This window comes from Haematobacter genomosp. 1 (assembly GCF_002196855.1).
Lineage (GTDB): Bacteria > Pseudomonadota > Alphaproteobacteria > Rhodobacterales > Rhodobacteraceae > Haematobacter.
On sequence record NZ_NIPW01000016.1, the window covers coordinates 35,800 to 54,477 of the forward strand.

At 65.3% G+C, this 18,678-nt stretch carries 15 protein-coding genes; 12 read left to right on the forward strand and 3 right to left on the reverse strand.

Translation table 11 applies throughout. The features are described from left to right. The first annotated feature begins 380 nt into the window (after positions 1–380). Genes CDV49_RS10765 through CDV49_RS10785 form a run of 5 tightly spaced genes read left to right on the forward strand, consistent with a single transcriptional unit; the run spans position 381 to position 6,011 of the window. Positions 381–1,244 (forward strand): ExeA family protein, encoded by an 864-nt coding sequence (locus CDV49_RS10765; RefSeq protein ID WP_035713555.1) that lies wholly within the window; start codon positions 381–383, stop codon positions 1,242–1,244. Beyond that, positions 1,241–2,752 carry a GumC family protein gene (locus tag CDV49_RS10770; protein ID WP_035713557.1) on the forward strand — a complete coding sequence of 504 codons (1,512 nt, stop codon included), beginning with the start codon at positions 1,241–1,243 and terminating at the stop codon, positions 2,750–2,752. The genes CDV49_RS10765 and CDV49_RS10770 overlap by 4 nt, the downstream gene beginning before the upstream one ends. A 34-nt stretch (positions 2,753–2,786) precedes the next feature. After that, a complete protein-coding gene (locus CDV49_RS10775) occupies positions 2,787–3,641 on the forward strand; it encodes a CpsD/CapB family tyrosine-protein kinase (RefSeq protein ID WP_088215541.1) in 855 nt (284 codons plus the stop codon). Next, positions 3,610–4,542: a glycosyltransferase family 2 protein gene (locus tag CDV49_RS10780; RefSeq protein WP_248700108.1), complete on the forward strand. Its 933-nt coding sequence runs from the start codon at positions 3,610–3,612 to the stop codon at positions 4,540–4,542. Before CDV49_RS10775 ends, CDV49_RS10780 begins: the two co-directional genes overlap by 32 nt. Next, the gene (locus CDV49_RS10785) at positions 4,539–6,011 is read left to right on the forward strand and encodes a hypothetical protein (RefSeq protein WP_035713561.1); all 1,473 of its coding nucleotides are present in this window, start codon (positions 4,539–4,541) and stop codon (positions 6,009–6,011) included. The genes CDV49_RS10780 and CDV49_RS10785 overlap by 4 nt, the downstream gene beginning before the upstream one ends. A gap of 176 nt (positions 6,012–6,187) precedes the next feature. Here CDV49_RS10785 and CDV49_RS10790 read toward each other — a convergent pair whose 3' ends face one another. Next, positions 6,188–7,549, reverse strand: coding sequence for an HlyD family type I secretion periplasmic adaptor subunit (locus CDV49_RS10790; protein WP_088215542.1), 1,362 nt, complete (start codon positions 7,547–7,549; stop codon positions 6,188–6,190). Then, a complete protein-coding gene (locus CDV49_RS10795; protein ID WP_088215543.1) occupies positions 7,546–9,339 on the reverse strand; it encodes a type I secretion system permease/ATPase in 1,794 nt (597 codons plus the stop codon). Before CDV49_RS10795 ends, CDV49_RS10790 begins: the two co-directional genes overlap by 4 nt. A 367-nt stretch (positions 9,340–9,706) precedes the next feature. Between CDV49_RS10795 and CDV49_RS10800 the strand changes: the two genes are divergently transcribed. Next, a complete protein-coding gene (locus CDV49_RS10800) occupies positions 9,707–10,972 on the forward strand; it encodes a Coenzyme F420 hydrogenase/dehydrogenase, beta subunit C-terminal domain (RefSeq protein ID WP_256947314.1) in 1,266 nt (421 codons plus the stop codon). A 176-nt stretch (positions 10,973–11,148) separates the two neighbouring features. Next, positions 11,149–12,174, forward strand: a complete 1,026-nt coding sequence (locus CDV49_RS10805) for a glycosyltransferase family 2 protein (RefSeq protein ID WP_242685138.1) — start codon at positions 11,149–11,151, stop codon at positions 12,172–12,174. Between the two features lie 202 nt (positions 12,175–12,376). Here CDV49_RS10805 and CDV49_RS10810 read toward each other — a convergent pair whose 3' ends face one another. Continuing rightward, positions 12,377–12,901 (reverse strand): acyltransferase, encoded by a 525-nt coding sequence (locus CDV49_RS10810; protein WP_088215545.1) that lies wholly within the window; start codon positions 12,899–12,901, stop codon positions 12,377–12,379. Between the two features lie 344 nt (positions 12,902–13,245). Here CDV49_RS10810 and CDV49_RS10815 point away from each other — a divergent pair, with 344 nt between their 5' ends. From CDV49_RS10815 to CDV49_RS10835, 5 genes are all read left to right on the forward strand, one after another. After that, positions 13,246–14,367, forward strand: coding sequence for an acyltransferase family protein (locus CDV49_RS10815; protein ID WP_179209179.1), 1,122 nt, complete (start codon positions 13,246–13,248; stop codon positions 14,365–14,367). A gap of 67 nt (positions 14,368–14,434) precedes the next feature. Continuing rightward, a complete protein-coding gene (locus tag CDV49_RS10820) occupies positions 14,435–15,613 on the forward strand; it encodes a polysaccharide pyruvyl transferase family protein (RefSeq protein ID WP_051911331.1) in 1,179 nt (392 codons plus the stop codon). Then, positions 15,610–17,043 (forward strand): oligosaccharide flippase family protein, encoded by a 1,434-nt coding sequence (locus tag CDV49_RS10825; RefSeq protein WP_088215547.1) that lies wholly within the window; start codon positions 15,610–15,612, stop codon positions 17,041–17,043. Before CDV49_RS10820 ends, CDV49_RS10825 begins: the two co-directional genes overlap by 4 nt. A 110-nt stretch (positions 17,044–17,153) precedes the next feature. After that, positions 17,154–18,284 (forward strand): acyltransferase family protein, encoded by a 1,131-nt coding sequence (locus tag CDV49_RS10830; protein WP_088215548.1) that lies wholly within the window; start codon positions 17,154–17,156, stop codon positions 18,282–18,284. 78 nt (positions 18,285–18,362) lie between these two features. After that, positions 18,363–18,678, forward strand: a 316-nt coding sequence (locus CDV49_RS10835) for a hypothetical protein (RefSeq protein WP_373447799.1), incomplete at its 3' end; no start/stop codon positions are given.

Here is an 18,678-nt window from a genome sequence, read left to right on the forward strand (position 1 = left end):
TTTTTCTCACACGTGCACATTGATTGTGCAGTTGCAGCATTGCGAATTGTTTCACTTTGCCGCACATTGTTCGCAGATCAGGGTGAAGCGTCGCCGCGGAAGCGGCTAAACCGCCGAAGGGACTTCAACATAATCGTGAACATGCCCCACCGCCTCTTGCCTTGTCGTCCCCGGACCGACGAAACTGGACTCTCGGCCTCCGGTCAGGCAGCGGGCATAATCGACGGGGCGGAGGATTGTGCCCATCCTGCCGCAAATTGGAGAGATCTGCACAGAGGGGTTTCGTCCCCCGGTTGCAGGGTGATTGTTTGAGAGCGGAGTGCTATAGGCATCCCGCAAGGGACCGACCAGGTCCGGACGAGAGTAACTGAAGGCAATTCATGGCCCCACAGCAGCTTTACGCGGAATTCTTCGGCCTTCGGGAGCGTCCCTTCACGCTGCTGCCGGATCCTTCCTTTCTCTACTGGTCGGCCCAGCATCGCCGCGCCTTCTCGGTTCTGGAATTCGGCATCCTGTCCCGCGCCCCGATCACGCTCATCACCGGCGAGATCGGCTCTGGCAAGACGACGCTGCTGCGCGAACTGCTGAACCGGCTGGAGGAGGACGTGACCATCGGTCTCGTCTCCAACGCGCAGGGCGGGCGGGGGGAGCTTCTGCAATGGGTGCTGAACGCGCTCGCCGTGCCGATCACGCCGGGCGAGACCTATGTGCAGATGTTCCAGAAGCTGCAGGAGTTCCTGATCACCGAATATGCCGCCGGGCGGCGGGTGATCCTGATCTTCGACGAGGCGCAGAACCTCTCCATCGAGGGGCTGGAGGAACTCCGGCTGCTCACCAACATCAACTCCGGCAAGGACGAGCTGATCCAGCTCATCCTCGTCGGCCAGCCCGAGCTGAAGGCGATGGTGCTGCATCCCAACATGCGCCAGCTCGCACAGCGGGTGGCGGCCTCCTTCCATCTGAACGCGATGGATGCCGATGCGGTCGCCGGATACATCGCCCATCGGCTGGTGAAGGCCGGGGGCACGGGGACGGAATTCACCCCCGGGGCGGCCACCGCCATTCATGCCGCCACGCGCGGCGTGCCGCGGCTCGTCAACCAACTGTGCGATTTCTGCATGCTTTACGCGTGGAGCAGCGAAACCCCACAGGTCACGGAAGAAACCGTTCAGAACGTTCTTGAAGATCAGGTATTCTTCGGTGCCAACGCGCTTGGCCCGGAAGAAGAGGAGACGACGGCGTGAAGGCCACTCTCAAATATTACACCTCCGTCTTTCTGCGGCGGCTGCACTGGTTCCTGATCCCGGCCGTGGCGATCACCGCCATCGGTATCATCATCGCGATGACCCTGCCGCCGACCTATGTCTCCGCGACCCGCTTCGTGGTCGAAGAGCCGCAGATCCCATCGCGTCTTGCCGCTCCCACGGTAACGACATCGCCGCTCGAACGGTTGCAGATCATCGAACAGCGGCTGATCTCCCGCTCCAATGTCATCGACGTGGCGCGCCGGGTCAACATTCCCGGTATCGCGCAGATGAGCGCCGACGACATCGCGAGCTACATGAACAGCCGGACGACGACGAAGATCATCGCCCCGCGCGAAGGCGCAACGCAGATGACCATCTCCTTCGACGCGCCCACGCCCCAGCTGGCGGCCGCCGTGGTCAACGAATATCTGAGCGTCATCCAGCGGGACGACGTGGAATCCCGCACCGGCATGGCAGGCCAGACCTACGACTTCTTCCAGCAGGAAGTCGAACGGCTCTCGACCGCGCTGAACGAGCAGAGCGCCAAGATCCTCCGCTTCAAGGCGGAGAATGCCGACGCGCTCCCGGAAGATCAGTCCTATCGCCAGCAACAGCTCATCACCATGCAGGCGCGGCACGACCAGCTCGGGCGGGACATCTCGAGCCTGACCGAACAACGGGCCCGCGTCATTCAGGTCTTCCAGTCCACCGGGCAGATCCAGGCGGTCACCTCGCAGAATGCGAGCCCCCAGCAACAGCAGCTTGCCCAGATGCGGAACCAGCTGAACCAGGCGCTGGCCGTCTATGCGCCCGACAATCCCCGCATCCGTATCCTGAAAAGCCAGATCGCCCAGCTTGAAGCCACCATCGCCGGCACGGCCCAGCCGGACCAGAGCGACCCGCTCAAGGCCCAGATGGCCGAGATCGACGGACGGATCGGCACCCTCAAGGCGCAGGAAGAGCAGCTTCAGGGCGAAATCAGCCGCATTCAGGATGCGATCAGCCGCGCTTCGGTGAACAATGTCGCTCTCGCCGCATTGCAGCGTGACTATGACAATATCCAGAGCCAGTATTCCTCGATCCAGAATCGCCTTTTCGACGCCTCCACGGGCGAAAGGATCGAACGCCAGGCGCGCGGGCAGCGCATCACCATCCTGCAACAGCCGGTGGTGCCCAGCAACGCGGCCAAGCCCAACCGGATTCTGATCGCGGGCGGGGGTCTCGGCGCCGGCATTCTCGCCGGTCTGGCTCTCGTGCTGCTGATGGATCTCCTGAACCGCTCGCCGCGCCGGCCGGAGGATATCGTCAAGAAACTCGGGATCATGCCGATCGCCACGATTCCCTACATCCGCTCCTCGCGGGAGGCCGTGGTGCATCGGAGCCTCAAGGCGGCGCTGATCCTGCTCATTCTCATCTGTGTTCCGGCCATCGTCTGGAGCATCCATACCTATTATCAGCCGCTCGACGTTCTCGCCGAGCAGGTCAAGGAACAGATCGGCCTCTGACAGGCCGGGAAACGATCGTGACGGAGACATTCTGATGGAACGCTTGCAGGCAGCGATCGAAAAGGCCCGGGCCCAGCGGGAGGATACACGGCCGGAGTACACTCCGCCGCCGCCCATGCAGCAGCAGGGCACGGCTTCCGCGGTGGGGAGCGCCATGGAGGGCAATGGGGTCGATGCGGCCTGGGCCGCCCTGCGGCCGCTCGACACGTCGCGGCCGGCCTATTCGAAACAGGGCGATCTCATCGCCCTGCATCCCGGCGGGCCCGGGGCGGCCTATGACATCCTGCGCACGCGGCTCGTCCAGCAGGCCGAAACCCATGGCTGGCGGCGAATCGCCGTCATCTCGGCCGGGGCCGCCGCAGGAAAGACGACGACCGTGGCCAATCTCGCCTTCAGCCTTGCCCGGCAGAGCGATTACCGCAGTCTTGTCATCGACTTCGACCTTCGGCGCGTGACCCTGGCCCATGCTCTGGATCAGAAGGTCAGCCACACGATGGAAGATGTGATCGAAGGGCGGGTGCCGTTTTCGGAACACGCGCTGCGCTATGGCGACAATGTGGCCTTCGGGCTGAACGGCCAGACGGTGCGCCATCCGGCCGAACTCCTGCAGAGCCAGCGCACCAAGACCGCGCTTGCGGAGATCGAGGCGCAGTACAAGCCGAACTTCACCATCTTCGACCTTCCGCCCTTGTTCACGGGGGACGATTCCATCGGCTTCCTGCGCAATGTCGACTGTGCGCTGATCGTGGTCGCAGCCGAGGAAACCCCGATGTCCCAGATCGACACCGCCGAACGCCAGGTGTCGGAGCTTACACAGGTCATGGGCGTGGTGCTGAACAAATGCCGGATCACGAGCGATGACTATTCCTACGACTATTCAGGCTACTGAGCCGGCAGCGGGCGGCGGCGGGATGGCTCCCGGCACCGCCGCTCCCGATCTGGCGGTCATCATTCCCCATTACAACGACACCACCCGCCTGCGGCGCTGCCTGTCCGCACTCGCTTCTCAGGATCTGAGGGGGGTGGAGGTGGTGGTCGTGGACAACGGTTCCACCGAGCCGCTGGCCCCCATCGCAGAGGCCTTTCCCTTCGCCCGCTTCGTGACCGAGGCCGAAAAGGGAGCAGGCCCCGCCCGCAACCGCGGAGTGAAGGAAACGACCGCGCCGGTGCTGGCCTTTCTCGATGCCGACTGCCTGCCCGCGGACGACTGGATCGCGCAGGCGCGGGCCACCGGCGGACGGCAGGACGGCGACCTCTTCGGCGGGCGCATCGACATTTTCGACGAAACCCCGCCTCCCCGTACGGGTGCGGAAGCCTTCGAAGCGGTCTTCGCCTTCGACTGGAAGGGCTATATCGAGAAGAAGGGCTTTTCGGTAACGGCCAATCTCGTCACGCGGCGGGAGGTCTTTCTCCACACCGGGCCGCTCAGAAACGGGCTGTCCGAGGATCTCGAATGGTGCCGTCGGGCGACATCCAAGGGCTGGCGTCTTGGCGCCGCGCCGGAGCTGCGCGTGTCGCATCCCTCGCGCTCCGACTGGGCGGCGCTTCGCAAGAAGTGGAACCGGATGACGCGCGAGGCCTATGAATTCGAAGGGGCCGGGTCACACGCCAAATGGGCGGTAAAGGCGCTGGCCATGCCGGCCAGTGCTGTCGCCCACCTTCCCAAGGTGATGACCAGTACCCAGCTCACCGGGCCGGGTGAGCGGATCCGGGCCGCGGGCACGCTGTTCCGCCTGCGGCTGCAACGTATGGTCTGGATGCTGCGCCAGGCAGGAGGCGGAACGATATGACGGCGCGGACGGCGGGCGATCAGGCCATCGGAGCGACGAAGGAGCGGGCCCCCTGGCCCATCGTCGTGATGCTCATCTGCGTCATCATGGTGCCGATCGAGTTCAGTTTCCGCATGGCAGGGATGTTCCTGACCACGTCGAAACTCTGCATGATCGTCATGACCCTCGTCATCCTGCCGAAACTGCCGTCGCTCAAGATGAAGCCCTATGACTGGCTTATCGTCGCCCATGCCTTCTGGACAGCGGCCGCGCTTATCCTTCTTTACGGCACGGCGAGCGGCATCCAGTCTTCCGGCTTCTATCTGCTTGAATTCCTTGTGGTCTATCTGGTCGCGCGCGTCTACCTGCGCACTCCGGGGCAACTGAAGGCAACCATCAACGTCCTGTTCGTCATGGTGGTCATATCAGCCGCCTTCGCGATCCCGGAAGGGCTGACGGGCAAACCGATCGCCCATGAGATCGCGCGCGCCATGACGGGGAACTACTACCCGCTGAACCATGAGACGCGCATGGGGATCTTCCGGGCCAAGTCCTTCTTCGAACACGAAATCCTCTACGGGGTGTTCTGTGCGTCGACGCTGACGATGGTCTGGTTCGCGAGCACGCCGGAACAAAGGACGTGGAGAGCGCCGCTCATCGGCGTCGCCACCTTCTTCTCCGCCTCCTCGGCCCCCCTGATGATCTTTACGCTGCAGATCTGGCTGCTGATGATCGAGCGGTTCACGCGGACCGTCAAGAACCGGCTCCTGGTCGTCAGCAGTTCGATCGGGGTCGTGCTCCTGATGCTGGATACCTTTACCGGGCGCGGCGTGCTCGGCATCATCACCATGATCTCGCTGAACCCCGCAACAGCCTGGAACCGGCGTGCGATCTGGCAATTCGGTATCGATGACGTCATGCGCCACCCGTTCTTCGGGTTCGATCCCATAACCTATTCGCGTCCGAACTGGCTGGGGGCGAGCGTCGACAACTACTGGCTGCTCATCATGATGCGGTCAGGGATCCCGGCCCTGGTATTCCTGTTCCTCGCCCTGCTGCTCATCTGGCTGGCCGCCTGTCGTCTCGGGAACAAGAACGAACTGGTCGTCCGGCTGCGGAACGGCTGGGGAATGGCGATCATGGCGCTCCTGCTCACCGGGGCAACGGTGGCCTTCTTCGGCAAGCTGCAACCGCTTTTCTCCTTCTTCATCGGCTTCGGCGCGGCGCTGGCCAATTGCTACCGGCCGGAGGAAGAAACCCCGACCGAGAAAGCCGCCGAACCCGTGCGGCGCGGGCCGGTCTTCTCCCGGTTCGGGCCGGAAGCCATCGGCGCGATGCGGCAGCGGCCGGAGCAGCCCGTCGTGAGCGCGCGGGCGGAGGCGTCCAATGCACGCGGGGAAAGCCTGCCCCTTCGCCGCCAGCCTGCTGCAGAACAGGGACGGGAGCCGGGACCGGAGAGAAACAAGCCGACCCTGTCGCGCTCGGGCTGAGGTTCTGGCGGGAGCGGCAGGGCGCCCCTTGCAGCCCTCTGCTCCTGCCCCCGCCCGCCCGGCTTCACAGGGCCTGCGCACCGCCTGCAGGCAGCCCGCTCCCGCTCCACGACACGACACGCAGGGCGGGCGAGCGGCGGGCGGGGAGCGACGCCGAGGACCCGGGCGAGGAAGGTTCAGCGTTCCCGGAAGGCGTGCATGATCTGGCTGACCAGCGGCTGGACGAGATAGCTCATCACCGTATGCTCCCCTGTCTCGAGGAAGGCCTCGATCGGCATCCCGGGCACGATGGCCGAGCTTTTCTCGTTCAGCCGCTCCAGTTGCCCCGGCTCCAGTTCCAGCCCCAGGCGATAGAAGTTGCGCTCCGTTCCGCCCTGCGTCCCGGTGGAAACGACGGTGGGGGAAATCTGGGTGACATGCGCCTCCAGCCGGGGTGTGGCGCGATGGTCGAAGGCGGTGAAGAGCACCTCCGCCTTCTGGCCGGGATGCACCCGGTCGATCTCGCGCGGCTCCAGCATCAGTTCGAGCTCCACCCCGTCATCCACCGGGATCACCTGCAGGATCGTGCCGTTCGGCGGCACGACACCGCCCAGCGTGGTCACCTGCATCTCGTGCACGATGCCGGTCGAGGGCGCGCGGATGTCGACCCGTTCCAGCTGGCGCGACAGGGTGACGATCTGGATCGTGGATTCCTCGATCTCGGTCTGGGTGCTGCGCAGATCGGTCACCACGTCCTCGCGGAACTGCCGCTCGGCCTGATCCACCTCGATGATCGCATCCTGCATGGCATTGCCGACGCGGGGACGGTCGGCCTCCGCCTCGGCCAGCGTGCCCTTCATCTCGGCGCGGGCGCGCTGAAGCTGCAGGATCTGCGGCTCGCGCATCAGGCCCTGATCGAAGAGCTTCCGGCTGTTGGCCAGTTCCTGCTCGATATAGCCAAGCTGCTCGGCCTTGGCGGTAATGGAGGCCTCCAGCCCGTCGATCTGGCGGCGGAACTGTTCGAGCTTCTCGCCAAGCTGCGCCCGCCGGCCGGTATTGAGATGCTGGCGGGCCTCGAAGACCCGCATCTGGCCTGCCTCCGGCTCCGCCATGGGCGGCCGCTCGAAGGGCAGGGGGGGATAGGTGAAGACCGGCGCGGCAAGGCCCCGATCCTCCGCCTCCAGCCGCGCCTTGCGGGCGGAGGCCTCGGCGAGCCGGGTCCGGGCGATGTCGAGATTCACCCGGATCAGCGTCGGATCGAGCCGCATGAGCAGCTGCCCCTCCTCCACCCGGTCACCGTTGTGGACGAGGATCTCCTCCACCACCCCGCCGTCGAGGCTCTGCACCGTCTTGGGCTTGCCGCGCACCACGACCTGGCCCTGCGTGGCCACCGCGCTGTCGATCTCCGTCGCATAGGCCCAGAAGCCAAAGACGGCGAGCAGCGCCACCGCCGCCACCACGCCGACGCGGCCTGTCAGGCGCAGACCGGTTTCGGGCCGGACAGGATCGGATGCGGCATGGACCGGCACGGAACCGGGGAGCATCGGTGTCATGGTCATTGCTGGCCTCCCGCGGTGATGCCGGGCATCTGGGTGTTGCCGCCAGTCCCGGTGTCGGGAACCGGGCGCAGCAACAGGCCACGCAGCACCTCGTCCCGGTCACCGAACTTCACGACATTGCCGGCGGACAGCAGCATGATCTTGTTCACCTCGGCCAGCGCGCTGGTACGATGGGTCATCAGGATCACCGTGGCGCCGCCGGCGCGGAGGGCATGGATCGCCTGGGCAAGCGCCGCCTCTCCCGCCGCGTCGAGGTTGGAATTCGGCTCGTCCAGAACGATGAGCCGCGGCCCGCCGAACACCGCCCGTGCGAGGCCGAGCCGCTGCACCTGGCCGCCGGAAAGCGGCTGGCCGGGGATGCCCACCTTCGTGCCATATCCTTCGGGCAGCGCGAGGATCATGTCATGCACACCGGCCAGCCTGGCGGCCGCGATCATGTCGTTGTCCCGGGCCGCCGGGTCAAAGCGGGTGATGTTGTCGCGGATGGTTCCGGGAAGCAGTTCCACCGTCTGCGGCAGGTAGCCGACCGCGCGTCCCAGAACCTCCGAATCCCATTGGTCGCGGGTCGCACCGTCAAAGCGGATATCGCCGCCATCGGGTTTCCAGGCACCGACGATCAGCCGTGCGAGGGTGGATTTGCCGGCCGCGGAATTGCCGATGACGCCCAGCCCGTCGCCCGGCTCCAGCGCGAAGCTGACCTGGTTCAGCATCCGCGGCCGCTCCCCCCCCGCGCCAGGCACGGGGCCGAGGCATGTCAGCCGGTTCGCCACCACCTTGCCGGTGGGCTGCGGAAGGCCGATGGGACGCGGCTCCTGCGGCGCTTTTTCGAAGAAGGCGATGAGCCGCTTGTGGGCAAGGCTCGCCGCCCCGATGATCCGCCACTGGGCGATGATCTGGTCCACCGGCGCCAGCGCCCGCCCCGAGAGGATGGAGGTGGCGATGATCATCCCCGCCGTCATCTCATGGCGCAGGACAAGCAGCGCCCCCACCGTCAGCATGGCCGACTGCAGCAGCATGCGGAAGGATTTGGAGAAGGCGCCCGTCACCTCCGACACATTGCTCGCCCCCTGGCCCGTCGCCAGCGCACGGGCATGGTCCTGCTGCCAGCGCTCCGTCACGCCGCGCTCCATGCCCATCGCCTCGATCAGCTCGGCATTGCGCCTGCCCTGTTCGGAGAAAGCGCGCGCCTCCCCCTCTATCACGGCAGAAGCCTCCTGCGGGGCGCGGGTCAGGCGCCGGCCCAGCACCGCCACCAGCGCCACGATGGCCGCCCCCGCCAGCGTCAGCCAGCCGAGCCAGGGATGGATGAGAAACAGCAGGCCGAGATAGAGCGGGATCCACGGCACATCGAAGATCGACCCCATCGCGGGTGAGGAGAGAAACCCGCGAACCGTACCCAGATCGGCCAGCGGCAGGGGCGATGCGCCCGGTTTCCGTGTGGCCTGCTGCCCGCCCGAACGGAGCCAGGCGCGGAAGGCGGTCGGTCCCACCTCCTGATCGAGCCGGATCGCCGCCCGGCCGAGCAGCCGCGAACGGAGGAATTCGTAAAGCCCCATGAAGGCGTAGAGGATCACCACGATCAGGAAGAGCCCCTGCAGCGTCGCGATCGATCCCGAACCCAGCACCCGGTCATAGACCTGAAGCATGTAGAGCGGCCCCGTCAGCATCAGGATGTTGATCACCGCGCTGAAGAAGCCCGTCATCAGAAAGGTGCCCCGCAATCTGCGGAGCGCTGCGCGATAGGCGTTGCTTCCCGAAGGGGCCTGAGGAGATGTAGTCCCGTCGCTCATTCTGCTGTCCCGCTGATCCCGTCTGCTGTCACCGTGCCTCCGGATGTCATGCTGCGCCGGAACGATTTCCGGAGCGATTTCGGACCGGATGTCCGTCAGGCCGCCAGTCTGCTGCCGAAACCCTACCGTATTATGAATCCCGTCCTGATTGTAGAAACGGCAGTCCTGCCTGCCTTATCATGCTCGACAGGACGCGCCATCGCAGTTCCCGTTCGAGCCTGCCTGTTTTGCGGAAACATGCTCATGGAATAGACAGATCCCGGATCGTAATGCCGCAATGCAGCACGAAACTGTCTCACGGACTTCCCCTGAGGCGATTCACGTATTAAGCAAGACGTAGCAGCACCATGGCTGAGGAATGCGGATCATGAAGATGGACCCTGTGGGCGCCCCCCCGCCCGCCGCATTCGCGGAAGCCGCGAGCCTTGCCCGCGTCCGCAAGGGCGATCTCTGTGCCGGCTGCGGCGCCTGCGCCGCGATCGCGCCCGGCTCCGTCACCATGCGCATGACCCCCCCCGGCTGGCTGCGCCCGGTTCAGCAGGGGCCGGTCAGTGCGGGACAGGATGCGATGATCGCGCGCGCCTGCCCCGGCCTTGGCGAACGGGTGGAGGCGGCGGGCCGCACCGATGATCCGCTCTGGGGCCCCTATGACACGATGCAGATCGGTCATGCCCGGGACGAGGCGCTGCGCTTCTCCGGCTCCTCGGGCGGAGTGCTTTCGGCGGTGCTCGTGCATCTGCTGGAGACGGGCCAGATCGACGCGGTGGTGCAGACCACGGCCGATCCGGAACAGCCGATCGGCAATATCGCCACCATCTCCGTCACCGAGGCCGAGGTGCAGGCGGCGGCCGGGTCGCGCTACGCGCCCTCCGCGCCGCTCGCCGGGCTGAACCGGTTCCTGGAGAACGGCAAGCGCTACGCCTTCGTGGGCAAGCCCTGCGACGCGGTGGCGATGCGCGCCTGGCAGGAGGCCGATCCCCGCGTCCGCGCGAGCTTTCCGGTGATCCTGTCCTTCTTCTGCGCGGGCGTGCCCTCGCAGACGGGCGGGCGGGCGGTGCTGAAGGCGCTTGATGCCGACCCCGCGGAGGTCGTGGGTTTCCGCTACCGCGGCAACGGCTGGCCGGGCTTCGCGACGGCGGTGCTGCGCGACGGAACCGAACGCAAGATGAGCTATCATGACAGCTGGGGGAAGGTGCTTTCCAAGCATGTTCAGCACCGCTGCAAGATCTGCGCCGACGGCACCGGGATCGCCGCCGACATCGTCTGCGCCGATGCCTGGGAAAGCGACGAGCGCGGCTATCCGCTGTTCACCGAAGGCTCTGGCACCAGCCTGATCGTGGCGCGCAATGCCTTCGGGCGCGAAATCGTCGAGGCGGCGGTGAAAAGCGGCCATGTCGAGGCGGGGCCCTTCGATGTGAGCACGCTCGCCGGGATCCAGCCCGGGCAGCGCGAACGCCGGCGCGCGCTCCTTGCCCGGCTGGCGGCGCTGCGCCTGTGCCTGCGCCCGGTTCCCGACTACCGCGGCCTGCTGCTGTGGCAGGCCGCCCGGCAGAACCCCGCCTCGCGCAACCTGAAGAACTTCCTCGGCACGCTGCGCCGCACACTCAAGGGGCGTGGCAAGCGGGCGTCCTGACATTCCCTCCGCCACGCGGAGACTTGCCCTTTGCCCGCCCGCTCCGGCAGGATGTGCGGGACCACCGCCGGGACGGCCTTGAAATCCCTCCCGGAATTCGTGATGCTGCATCGCAGCGCGATCTCTGGCGACAGGTCCGGCTTCCGGTCGCTGTTCCGAAAGAAGGAAAAGGCAGGTTGAACCAGCTGACCCAGACCCCCGCGGCCTCCAACGCGACATCCGCCACGCCGTCCAACGCGGGCGAGGGACCGGATACGGGGACGCTGCCTGCCGAACTCACCGTCATCATGGTCAGCTACAATACCCGTGACCTGACGCTGGCCGCCCTCCGCACGCTCTACGAGACGACGAAACGGACCCGCTTCCACACGGTGGTCTACGACAACGATTCGAAGGACGGGTCGGTCGAGGCGATCGCAGCCGAATTCCCGCAGGTCGAGCTGATCGCCTCGACCGACAACCTGGGCTTCGCACGCGCGAACAACGTGGTGGCGGCCGATGCCGGCACCGAATGGCTGCTGCTGCTGAACCCCGACACGGAATGCCATCCGGGGGCGATCGACAACCTGATGGATTTCTCCCGCGCGCATCCCGAAGCCGGGATCACCGGTGGGCGCACCGTCTTCCCCGACGGGCGGCTCAACATCGCCTCCTGCTGGCGGCGCATGACGCTCTGGTCGCTGTTCTGCGCCTCGGTCGGGCTGACCGCCGCCTTCCCGAAATCCAGCCTGTTCAATCCCGAGGCCATGCCAGACTGGAAACGCGACAGCGTGCGCGAGGTGGACATCGTCGTCGGCTGCCTGCTGATGATTCGGCGCGAACTCTGGAACAAGCTCGGCGGCTTCGACCTGCGTTATTTCATGTATGGCGAGGAGGCCGATCTCTGCGCCCGGGCGCGGGCGATGGGCTACCAGCCGATGGTCACGCCGGATTCGGAGATCATGCATATCGTCGGCGCGGCGTCCAACAGCCTCGCGCGGAAGCGCATTCCGCTTACCAAGGCACGGGTCACGCTGATGCGGGATCACTGGCCCCGCTGGCAGGTTCCGCTTGGTCTGGGGCTTTTCTGGTTCTCGACCGCACAGCGGCTTCTGGCGGCCACGGTCATGAACAAGCTCCGCCCCAGCGAGAAATCCCGGAGCCGCAAGAGCATGTGGGACGAGATGTGGCAAAGCCGCGGAGACTGGCTGCGCGGCTACTGATCACGCGGCGGCCGGAGCCCCCCGGGGCCTCCCGCCCCTCCAGGGGAGCAGCCGGAGGAAGAGCCATGTGCCCGCCGCGGCAAAGCCCGCGGCGACCAGCATCTTGCCCCGGATGGGCCAGGCCGGGGCGAAGAGCGTGACCGGCAGCAGGCGTGTTCAGGCTTTTCCCATGGCCGGACTGCTCACCATCAGGCTTGGCCCATCAGGCCTGGCCGCTCCGGGCAAGCGCATCTTCCATCGCATCCGCCGTGCTGAAGCGGCCATAGGGACCGACGTCGATGTTGGAATGGAGAATGCGGGCCGGGTTGCCGGCCACGACGGAATTGGCGGGGATCGATTTCGTCACCACCGATCCGGCGCCCACCACGCAGTTGTCGCCGATCTCCACCCCCGGCATGATCATGCTCCGCCCGCCGATGAAGCAGTTCCGCCCGATGCGGGTATGCAGGTAAAGCCCCCGCGTCCGGTCATGGGTCAGGATACGGCTTTCGAAGGCGAGATAGGAATATTCCCCGACATGGACGCCGATCGGGAAAGTCCGGTCGAGCTTTGCGGAGAGCGACATCTGCACGGTCGGGTGAAGGTCCATGCCCCACATCCGCGCCAGCCAGGCGCGACGCAGGCCCACGAGAACATTGCGCAGGCCGGAAAGCTTGTTCAGGCCGCGCCGCCGCACCTTGGCAGGTTGGGAGGGCACATCGAGGATACTGGGGGTAATATCGGTCATCAGTGCAATCTCCGATAGCTTTAAGAGAGTGTTTTGCAACTATAGCGATTATTGCTATTCTTAGTACACCTTTCTGAATATGCAACAGGGTTGAGAGCGGTTGGACGGCACAACTCAAAGAATATTAACCCGCCCTCTTTACCCGCAACCCGCAGGTCACTCCCGCATGCCCTCCCGGCCCGGCACTGCACCGTTTGCTATCTGCGCAAAGATTGTGATGCTGCAATGCGGCGGAAAAGGTGATTGCGGATTGAGTGTCCGGCAAGATGCGTGGATACTCCTGCTCTCAAGGCATCGCGAAAGCGCGGCCCGCCCCTCGGGGCCAAGCCGGGAGCATTGGGAGCATGCAGCACATCACTCTCGCCGACGGGGCCCTGAGGGGTCGGAACAACAACTTCAACCTGATCCGCATGATCGCGGCCACGGCTGTCCTCGTCTCGCATGCCTGGCCGCTGAGCCTCGGGCCGCAGGCCGCGGCGCCGCTGGAACATGTTCTGGGGACGATATCGCTCGGCTCCATAGCCGTGGCGATCTTCTTCGGCCTGTCGGGCTATTTCATCACGGCGAGCTTTCAGAACAGCCGGGGCGACCGGATGGTGTTCATTCAGGCCCGGCTTCTGCGGCTGTTCCCGGCTCTCGCGGTGGTGGCGGTCTTGACCGTGATTGTCGCCGGGGTCGCGCTCACCACCGCTCCCGCGTCGCAGTACTGGCCCGCGGCGGTGAAATACGTGCTGCGCACCCTGAGCCTCGCCCTGCCGATGCAGCCGCTGCCCGGCGTGTTCGAGGACAATCCCTTCGGGCCGGCGGTCAACGGCTCCCTCTGGACGCTGTTTTACGAATTCCTGTGCTACATGGGCGTTCTCGCCCTTGGCATCGTGGGGCTTTTGCGGCGCGACTTTCTGCTCCTGCTGGTCACGGGACTTTTCCTGATACACGCCTTTCCGCCGCCCGAATGGTATCACCCGCGGCTCATGCGGCTGGCAGAGCTCGGCTATCCCTTCGCCATCGGCATGGCCTTTCGCCTCTGGCAGAAGCAGATACCGCTGCACTGGCTGATCTGCGTGGCGGCTATCCTGCTTTCCGTGCTGGCCCGGTTCACCCCCTGGTTCAACGTCGTCTTCATTCCGGCGCTCATCTACTGCACCTTCTATATCGGCCACCTGAATCTCGGGCGGCTGCGGGAGTACAACCTGCTCGGGGACTATTCCTACGGCACATATATCTATGCCTTCCCCATCCAGCAGGTGGTGGCGCACTGGGGGGTCCGGGATCCCTTCGTCAACATCGCCATCGCTCTGCCGATCACGCTGGTCTGCGCCGTCCTGTCATGGAAGTTCGTCGAGAAACCTGCGCTCGACCTGCGCCGTTCGGCCCCGCCTCCACAGCCGAAACCGCAGCCGGACGCCTTCGGGGCGGCTGCCAGCACCCCGGCAAGTGTCCGCCGGGAACCACGTGCCCTGAAATAACCGGTCCCTCTTCCCCCATACCCCATAAAAACAAGGCTGCGTTCCCCCCGGCGCGGAAAGGACAACAGTGAAGAAGAACATTACGGTTGGACTGATTTGGCATTCGTCCAACTCCCCGAACCTCGGCGTCGGCGCGCTGACCGTCTCGCAGATGCATATCGTCGACAGCCTGGCCCGCGACCTCGGCCTGTCGGTCCGCTACATCATCATGACCGCGAAGGACAATTTCCCGCATTACATCCAGGGCGACAATGTCGAGCTCTTCGGGATGCGGACCGTGGATCTCGTGCGGCCGGACCGCCTGCTCGCACGCGTGATGAAATGCGACTTCATCCTCGATATCGGGGCGGGCGACAGCTTCGCCGACATCTACGGCCCCGGCCGGATCCGGCGGATGCTGACCTCCAAATTCGTCATCCATGCGGCGCGCAAGCCCCTCGTGCTCAGCCCGCAGACCATGGGCCCGTTCGAACCGGGGCGCACGCGCGACTTCGCCATGGCCTCGGTCCGCCAGTCGCGCGCAGTCTTCACCCGCGACAAGCTCTCGACCGACTTCCTGCGCGAGGCGGGGTTCAAGGGCACGATCGGCGAGGCAACCGACGTCGCCATGCGCCTGCCCTATACCCGGCCCGAACGGGCGCCGGGCGGCAAGGTGAAGGTCGGGTTGAACGTCTCCGGCCTGCTCATGCGTGGCGGCTACACGGGCAAGAACATGTTCGGCCTGACGGTGGACTATCCCGCGCTCATCCGCAGCATCATCACCGATTTCCAGGCCCGGCCGGAGGTGGAATTGCATCTCGTGGCCCATGTCCTGCCGGGAGACCGCTCGGCCGAGGATGACGCCCATACGAACCGGGAAATCGCCGCCGAATTTCCAGAGCTCATCCTGGCCCCGGAATTCCGCAGCCCCTCGGAGGCGAAAAGCTACATCTCCGGGCTCGATTTCTTCATGGGCGCCCGGATGCATGCCACCATCGCCGCCTTCTCCAGCGGCGTGCCCGTGATCCCCATGGCCTACAGCCGGAAGTTCGCGGGCCTGTTCGGCACGCTGGGCTACGACCGGACGGTCGATCTCAAGGCGCTCGACAACGAAACCGTGCTGGCCCGGATCCGCGAGGGATATGAGGGCCGCGAGGCGCTTGCCGGCGAAGTGGCCGCGGCCTTCGGCAATGCCGATGCCCGCCTCAAGGTCTATGAGGCGACGCTGCGCGACCTGCTCACCGAGGCGAGCGCCAAACGTCGATGATCCGCTCCGCCATTGCCGTTCTGGGCAGCAACATGGGCATCGCCGTGCTCAAGTTCCTGCGTAACATCGCCCTTGCGCGGATGCTGACCGTCTCGGATTACGGGACGGCGAATACCTTTGCGGTGATCTTCGCGCTCATCGAGATGATCGGCTATCTCGGTCTCGACCGGCTGCTCGTGCAGGACAAGAACGGCGACACGCCCCGGATGCAGGCGGTCCTCCAGGCCGTCCAGGTGGTCCGCGGCATCCTGCTGGCGCTGCTGCTGTTCCTCACCGCGCAGCCGCTTGCCGACCTGATGGGCGTGCCCGAGGTCGGCTGGGGCTTTCAGGTGATGGCGGTCATGCCGCTGATCCAGGGGTTCTGGCATCTCGACATGGCGCGCGCGGAGCGCTCCTACCGCTTCGGCCCCGTCATCTGGGTGATGCTTGGGTCGGAACTGGGGGCGCTGCTGGCCATCTTCCCGATGTACTATCTGTTCGGGGATTATCGGATGGCCCTCTGGACGCTGGTGTTCCAGCAGGTGCTGCGCTGCGTCATCTCCCATGCGACGGCGACCCGGCCCTACCGGCTGGCCTGGGACTGGGGCATTTTCCGGCGGGCCATGTCCTTCGGCTGGCCGCTGTTCCTTGCCGCGATGATGCTGTTCATCGTGTTCCAGGGCGACAGGGTCATCATCGCCAACCAGCTCGGCATCGAGGCGCTCGGCCAGTTCTCCGTCGTCTTCATGCTGACGCTGACGGCCAGCAACGTCCTGATGCAGAGCGTGCAGCGCCTGCTTCTGCCCCGGCTTTCCGCGGTGCAGGATCAGGAACAGGCCTTCATCAGCCTCGCCCATGTCACGACCGAGCTCGGCATGGCGATGGGTGTGCTGGTCGTGCTCGGCTTCTCGCTCTTCGGCAACGATCTGGTGCTGCTGCTGTTCGGGACGAAATATGCCGAGGCGCTGGATATCCTCGTCTGGCTGGCGCTGGTTCAGGGCATCCGGCTGGCCAAGACCGGCGTTTCCGTCGTCGCATTGGCGCGGGGCGAGACCAAGAACATGTTCCTCGGCAACCTGCCAAGGGTGCTGATGTTTCCCTTCGTGTGGTATGCGCTCGACCATGGCTACGGGCTCGTCTTCGTGGTGGTCACGGCGGTGATCGGCGAACTGATGGGGCTGGCGCTTTCCCTGTGGATCCTGCGCAGCTGGCTGCGGGTGCCGCTTCGCAAGCTGACGGGGCCGTTCCTGTGGTGGGCGCTGGCCCTCGGGGCGCTGGCGCTCGACACCTGGCTGCTGCCGCCGGTGCCCGTGGTGTTCGGCAACTTCAACTGGCTGCAGATCCCGCTCGTCGCCCTGGTGGCGGCCTCCCTTCTGGGGATGGTCAGCCTCCGGCGCTGGCTCCTCGGCCGATGGCAGCTGCAAAGGGGGCGCAGGCAAAGTCCCGCTTGAACCGGGGGGCGGGCGGGATTACGCTTTACCTTATTAGAGATTTAGTGAATTCTACCTGTGGTTGAAAATTATTAACCATTTTCGGCCGCCGCATTTCCTCAGGAGGTCACATGAGCTCTTCCCCCGGCCGGCTCTACTACCTCGACGCTTTGCGTGCCTTCGCGATGCTCTACGGCATTCTCGTCCATGTCACGACGCTCGACCGGCCCGAAGGGCTGCGCTGGATCGCGGTGACATCGGGATATTTCCGGATGAGCCTTTTCTTCCTGGTTTCAGGATTTTTCGCCGCAATGATGCTGCAGCGATATGCTGCGGGGGATTTCCTGCGGCGGCGGTCGGTTGCTCTTCTGGTTCCTCTGGCAACGGGCCTCGTTTTGCTGAATCCGATCACCAACTGGCTCGTGGCCACCTATCACAATGGCCCGGTCCCGCTGTCCGCCATCCTGAACCCGGAAAGCGCGCATCTGAAGGGGCCGGGCGTCTGGCACCTGCATCTGTGGTTTCTGCTCACCCTCTTCTTCTTCGTGGCGACGGCTCCCACGCTCATCGCCCTTGGCCAGCGTCTTTCGAAACCGGGGGGACGGATCGCCGCGCGGCTCGCATCGCTGCCGCCGACGGCGGTCATCCTGCTGCTCGCCCTTGCCATCGCAGCCACCAGCCTGACCCTCCGGGTCGGCTATCAGGTCGCCCTCGATCCGCTGCTCGAAGCAACGCCTCTCGCATGGATCGGCCCCACGACCATGTATTACTGGCCCTTCTACATAACGGGGATGATCCTTTTCGCCTATCCGGCGCTGTCGGACCGCTTCCAGTCGGTAAGCATTCCGGCCCTCGTGCTCGGCATCCTGGTGGCGGTCGCGGGGCTGAAGATCGGCCTGCCCGGCGCTGCGGGCGATGTGGTTCGGATCGTGGCGAAGGCCTTCTGCACCGTGACCGCGGTGGCGCTCTTCATGGCCGTCTTCCGGCGGTTCCTGAATCGTCCCACCTGGCTCTCCAAGGCGGCAGGATATGTCTATTCGGTCTATATCATGCACTTCCTGGTCATCTATGCGGTGGCCTTCGCGCTGCGCCCCCTCGGCCTCGGTCCCTATTCGACCTTCTTCGTCGTCGCGGCCATTACCTATGTGATCGTCTTCGCGCTGCACCGCCATGTCATCAAGCCGTCGCCGCTCCTTGAATTCCTGCTGAACGGCAAGCCGATGCGGCCCCGGACCACCGCCAGCCCCGCCCGGCAGAACTGATCTCGTCCAAGATCGCTCCCGCCACAAAGGAGCCTCATTTCGGTCCCAGACTGTCTTCTTCAACGAAGGAGACAGTCCATGGCCACGATCCATGTATCCGATACCGAGGGGCTTCTTGCCGCCCTGAAGTCGGCAGCGGGAGGCGACACCATCGTCCTTGCGGATGGCGATTACGGCGCGCTCAACCTGAAAGGCAGATACGGACCGAATGTCCTGCCCTATGACAGCCCCGTCACCATCACCTCCGCCACGCCGGGGGGCGCGCGTTTCGAGACGGTGACGATCCGGGACGCCCAGAACCTGACCTTCGATCAGGTGACGATGACGGGCGAGTTCCGCGCCTCCTTCTCCAGCAACATCGCGGTGACGAACAGCGGTCGTGTCGCGAAGGCTG

Excerpts from the sequence above, each read along its gene's own strand:
- CDV49_RS10765 (WP_035713555.1), top strand. The coding sequence starts at position 381 with ATGGCCCCACAGCAGCTTTACGCGGAATTCTTCGGCCTTCGGGAGCGT.
- CDV49_RS10775 (WP_088215541.1), top strand. The coding sequence starts at position 2,787 with ATGGAACGCTTGCAGGCAGCGATCGAAAAGGCCCGGGCCCAGCGGGAG.
- CDV49_RS10780 (WP_248700108.1), top strand. The coding sequence starts at position 3,610 with ATGACTATTCCTACGACTATTCAGGCTACTGAGCCGGCAGCGGGCGGC.
- CDV49_RS10785 (WP_035713561.1), top strand. The coding sequence starts at position 4,539 with ATGACGGCGCGGACGGCGGGCGATCAGGCCATCGGAGCGACGAAGGAG.
- CDV49_RS10790 (WP_088215542.1), bottom strand. The coding sequence starts at position 7,549 with ATGACCATGACACCGATGCTCCCCGGTTCCGTGCCGGTCCATGCCGCA.
- CDV49_RS10795 (WP_088215543.1), bottom strand. The coding sequence starts at position 9,339 with ATGAGCGACGGGACTACATCTCCTCAGGCCCCTTCGGGAAGCAACGCC.
- CDV49_RS10800 (WP_256947314.1), top strand. The coding sequence starts at position 9,707 with ATGAAGATGGACCCTGTGGGCGCCCCCCCGCCCGCCGCATTCGCGGAA.
- CDV49_RS10810 (WP_088215545.1), bottom strand. The coding sequence starts at position 12,901 with ATGACCGATATTACCCCCAGTATCCTCGATGTGCCCTCCCAACCTGCC.
- CDV49_RS10815 (WP_179209179.1), top strand. The coding sequence starts at position 13,246 with ATGCAGCACATCACTCTCGCCGACGGGGCCCTGAGGGGTCGGAACAAC.
- CDV49_RS10825 (WP_088215547.1), top strand. The coding sequence starts at position 15,610 with ATGATCCGCTCCGCCATTGCCGTTCTGGGCAGCAACATGGGCATCGCC.
- CDV49_RS10830 (WP_088215548.1), top strand. The coding sequence starts at position 17,154 with ATGAGCTCTTCCCCCGGCCGGCTCTACTACCTCGACGCTTTGCGTGCC.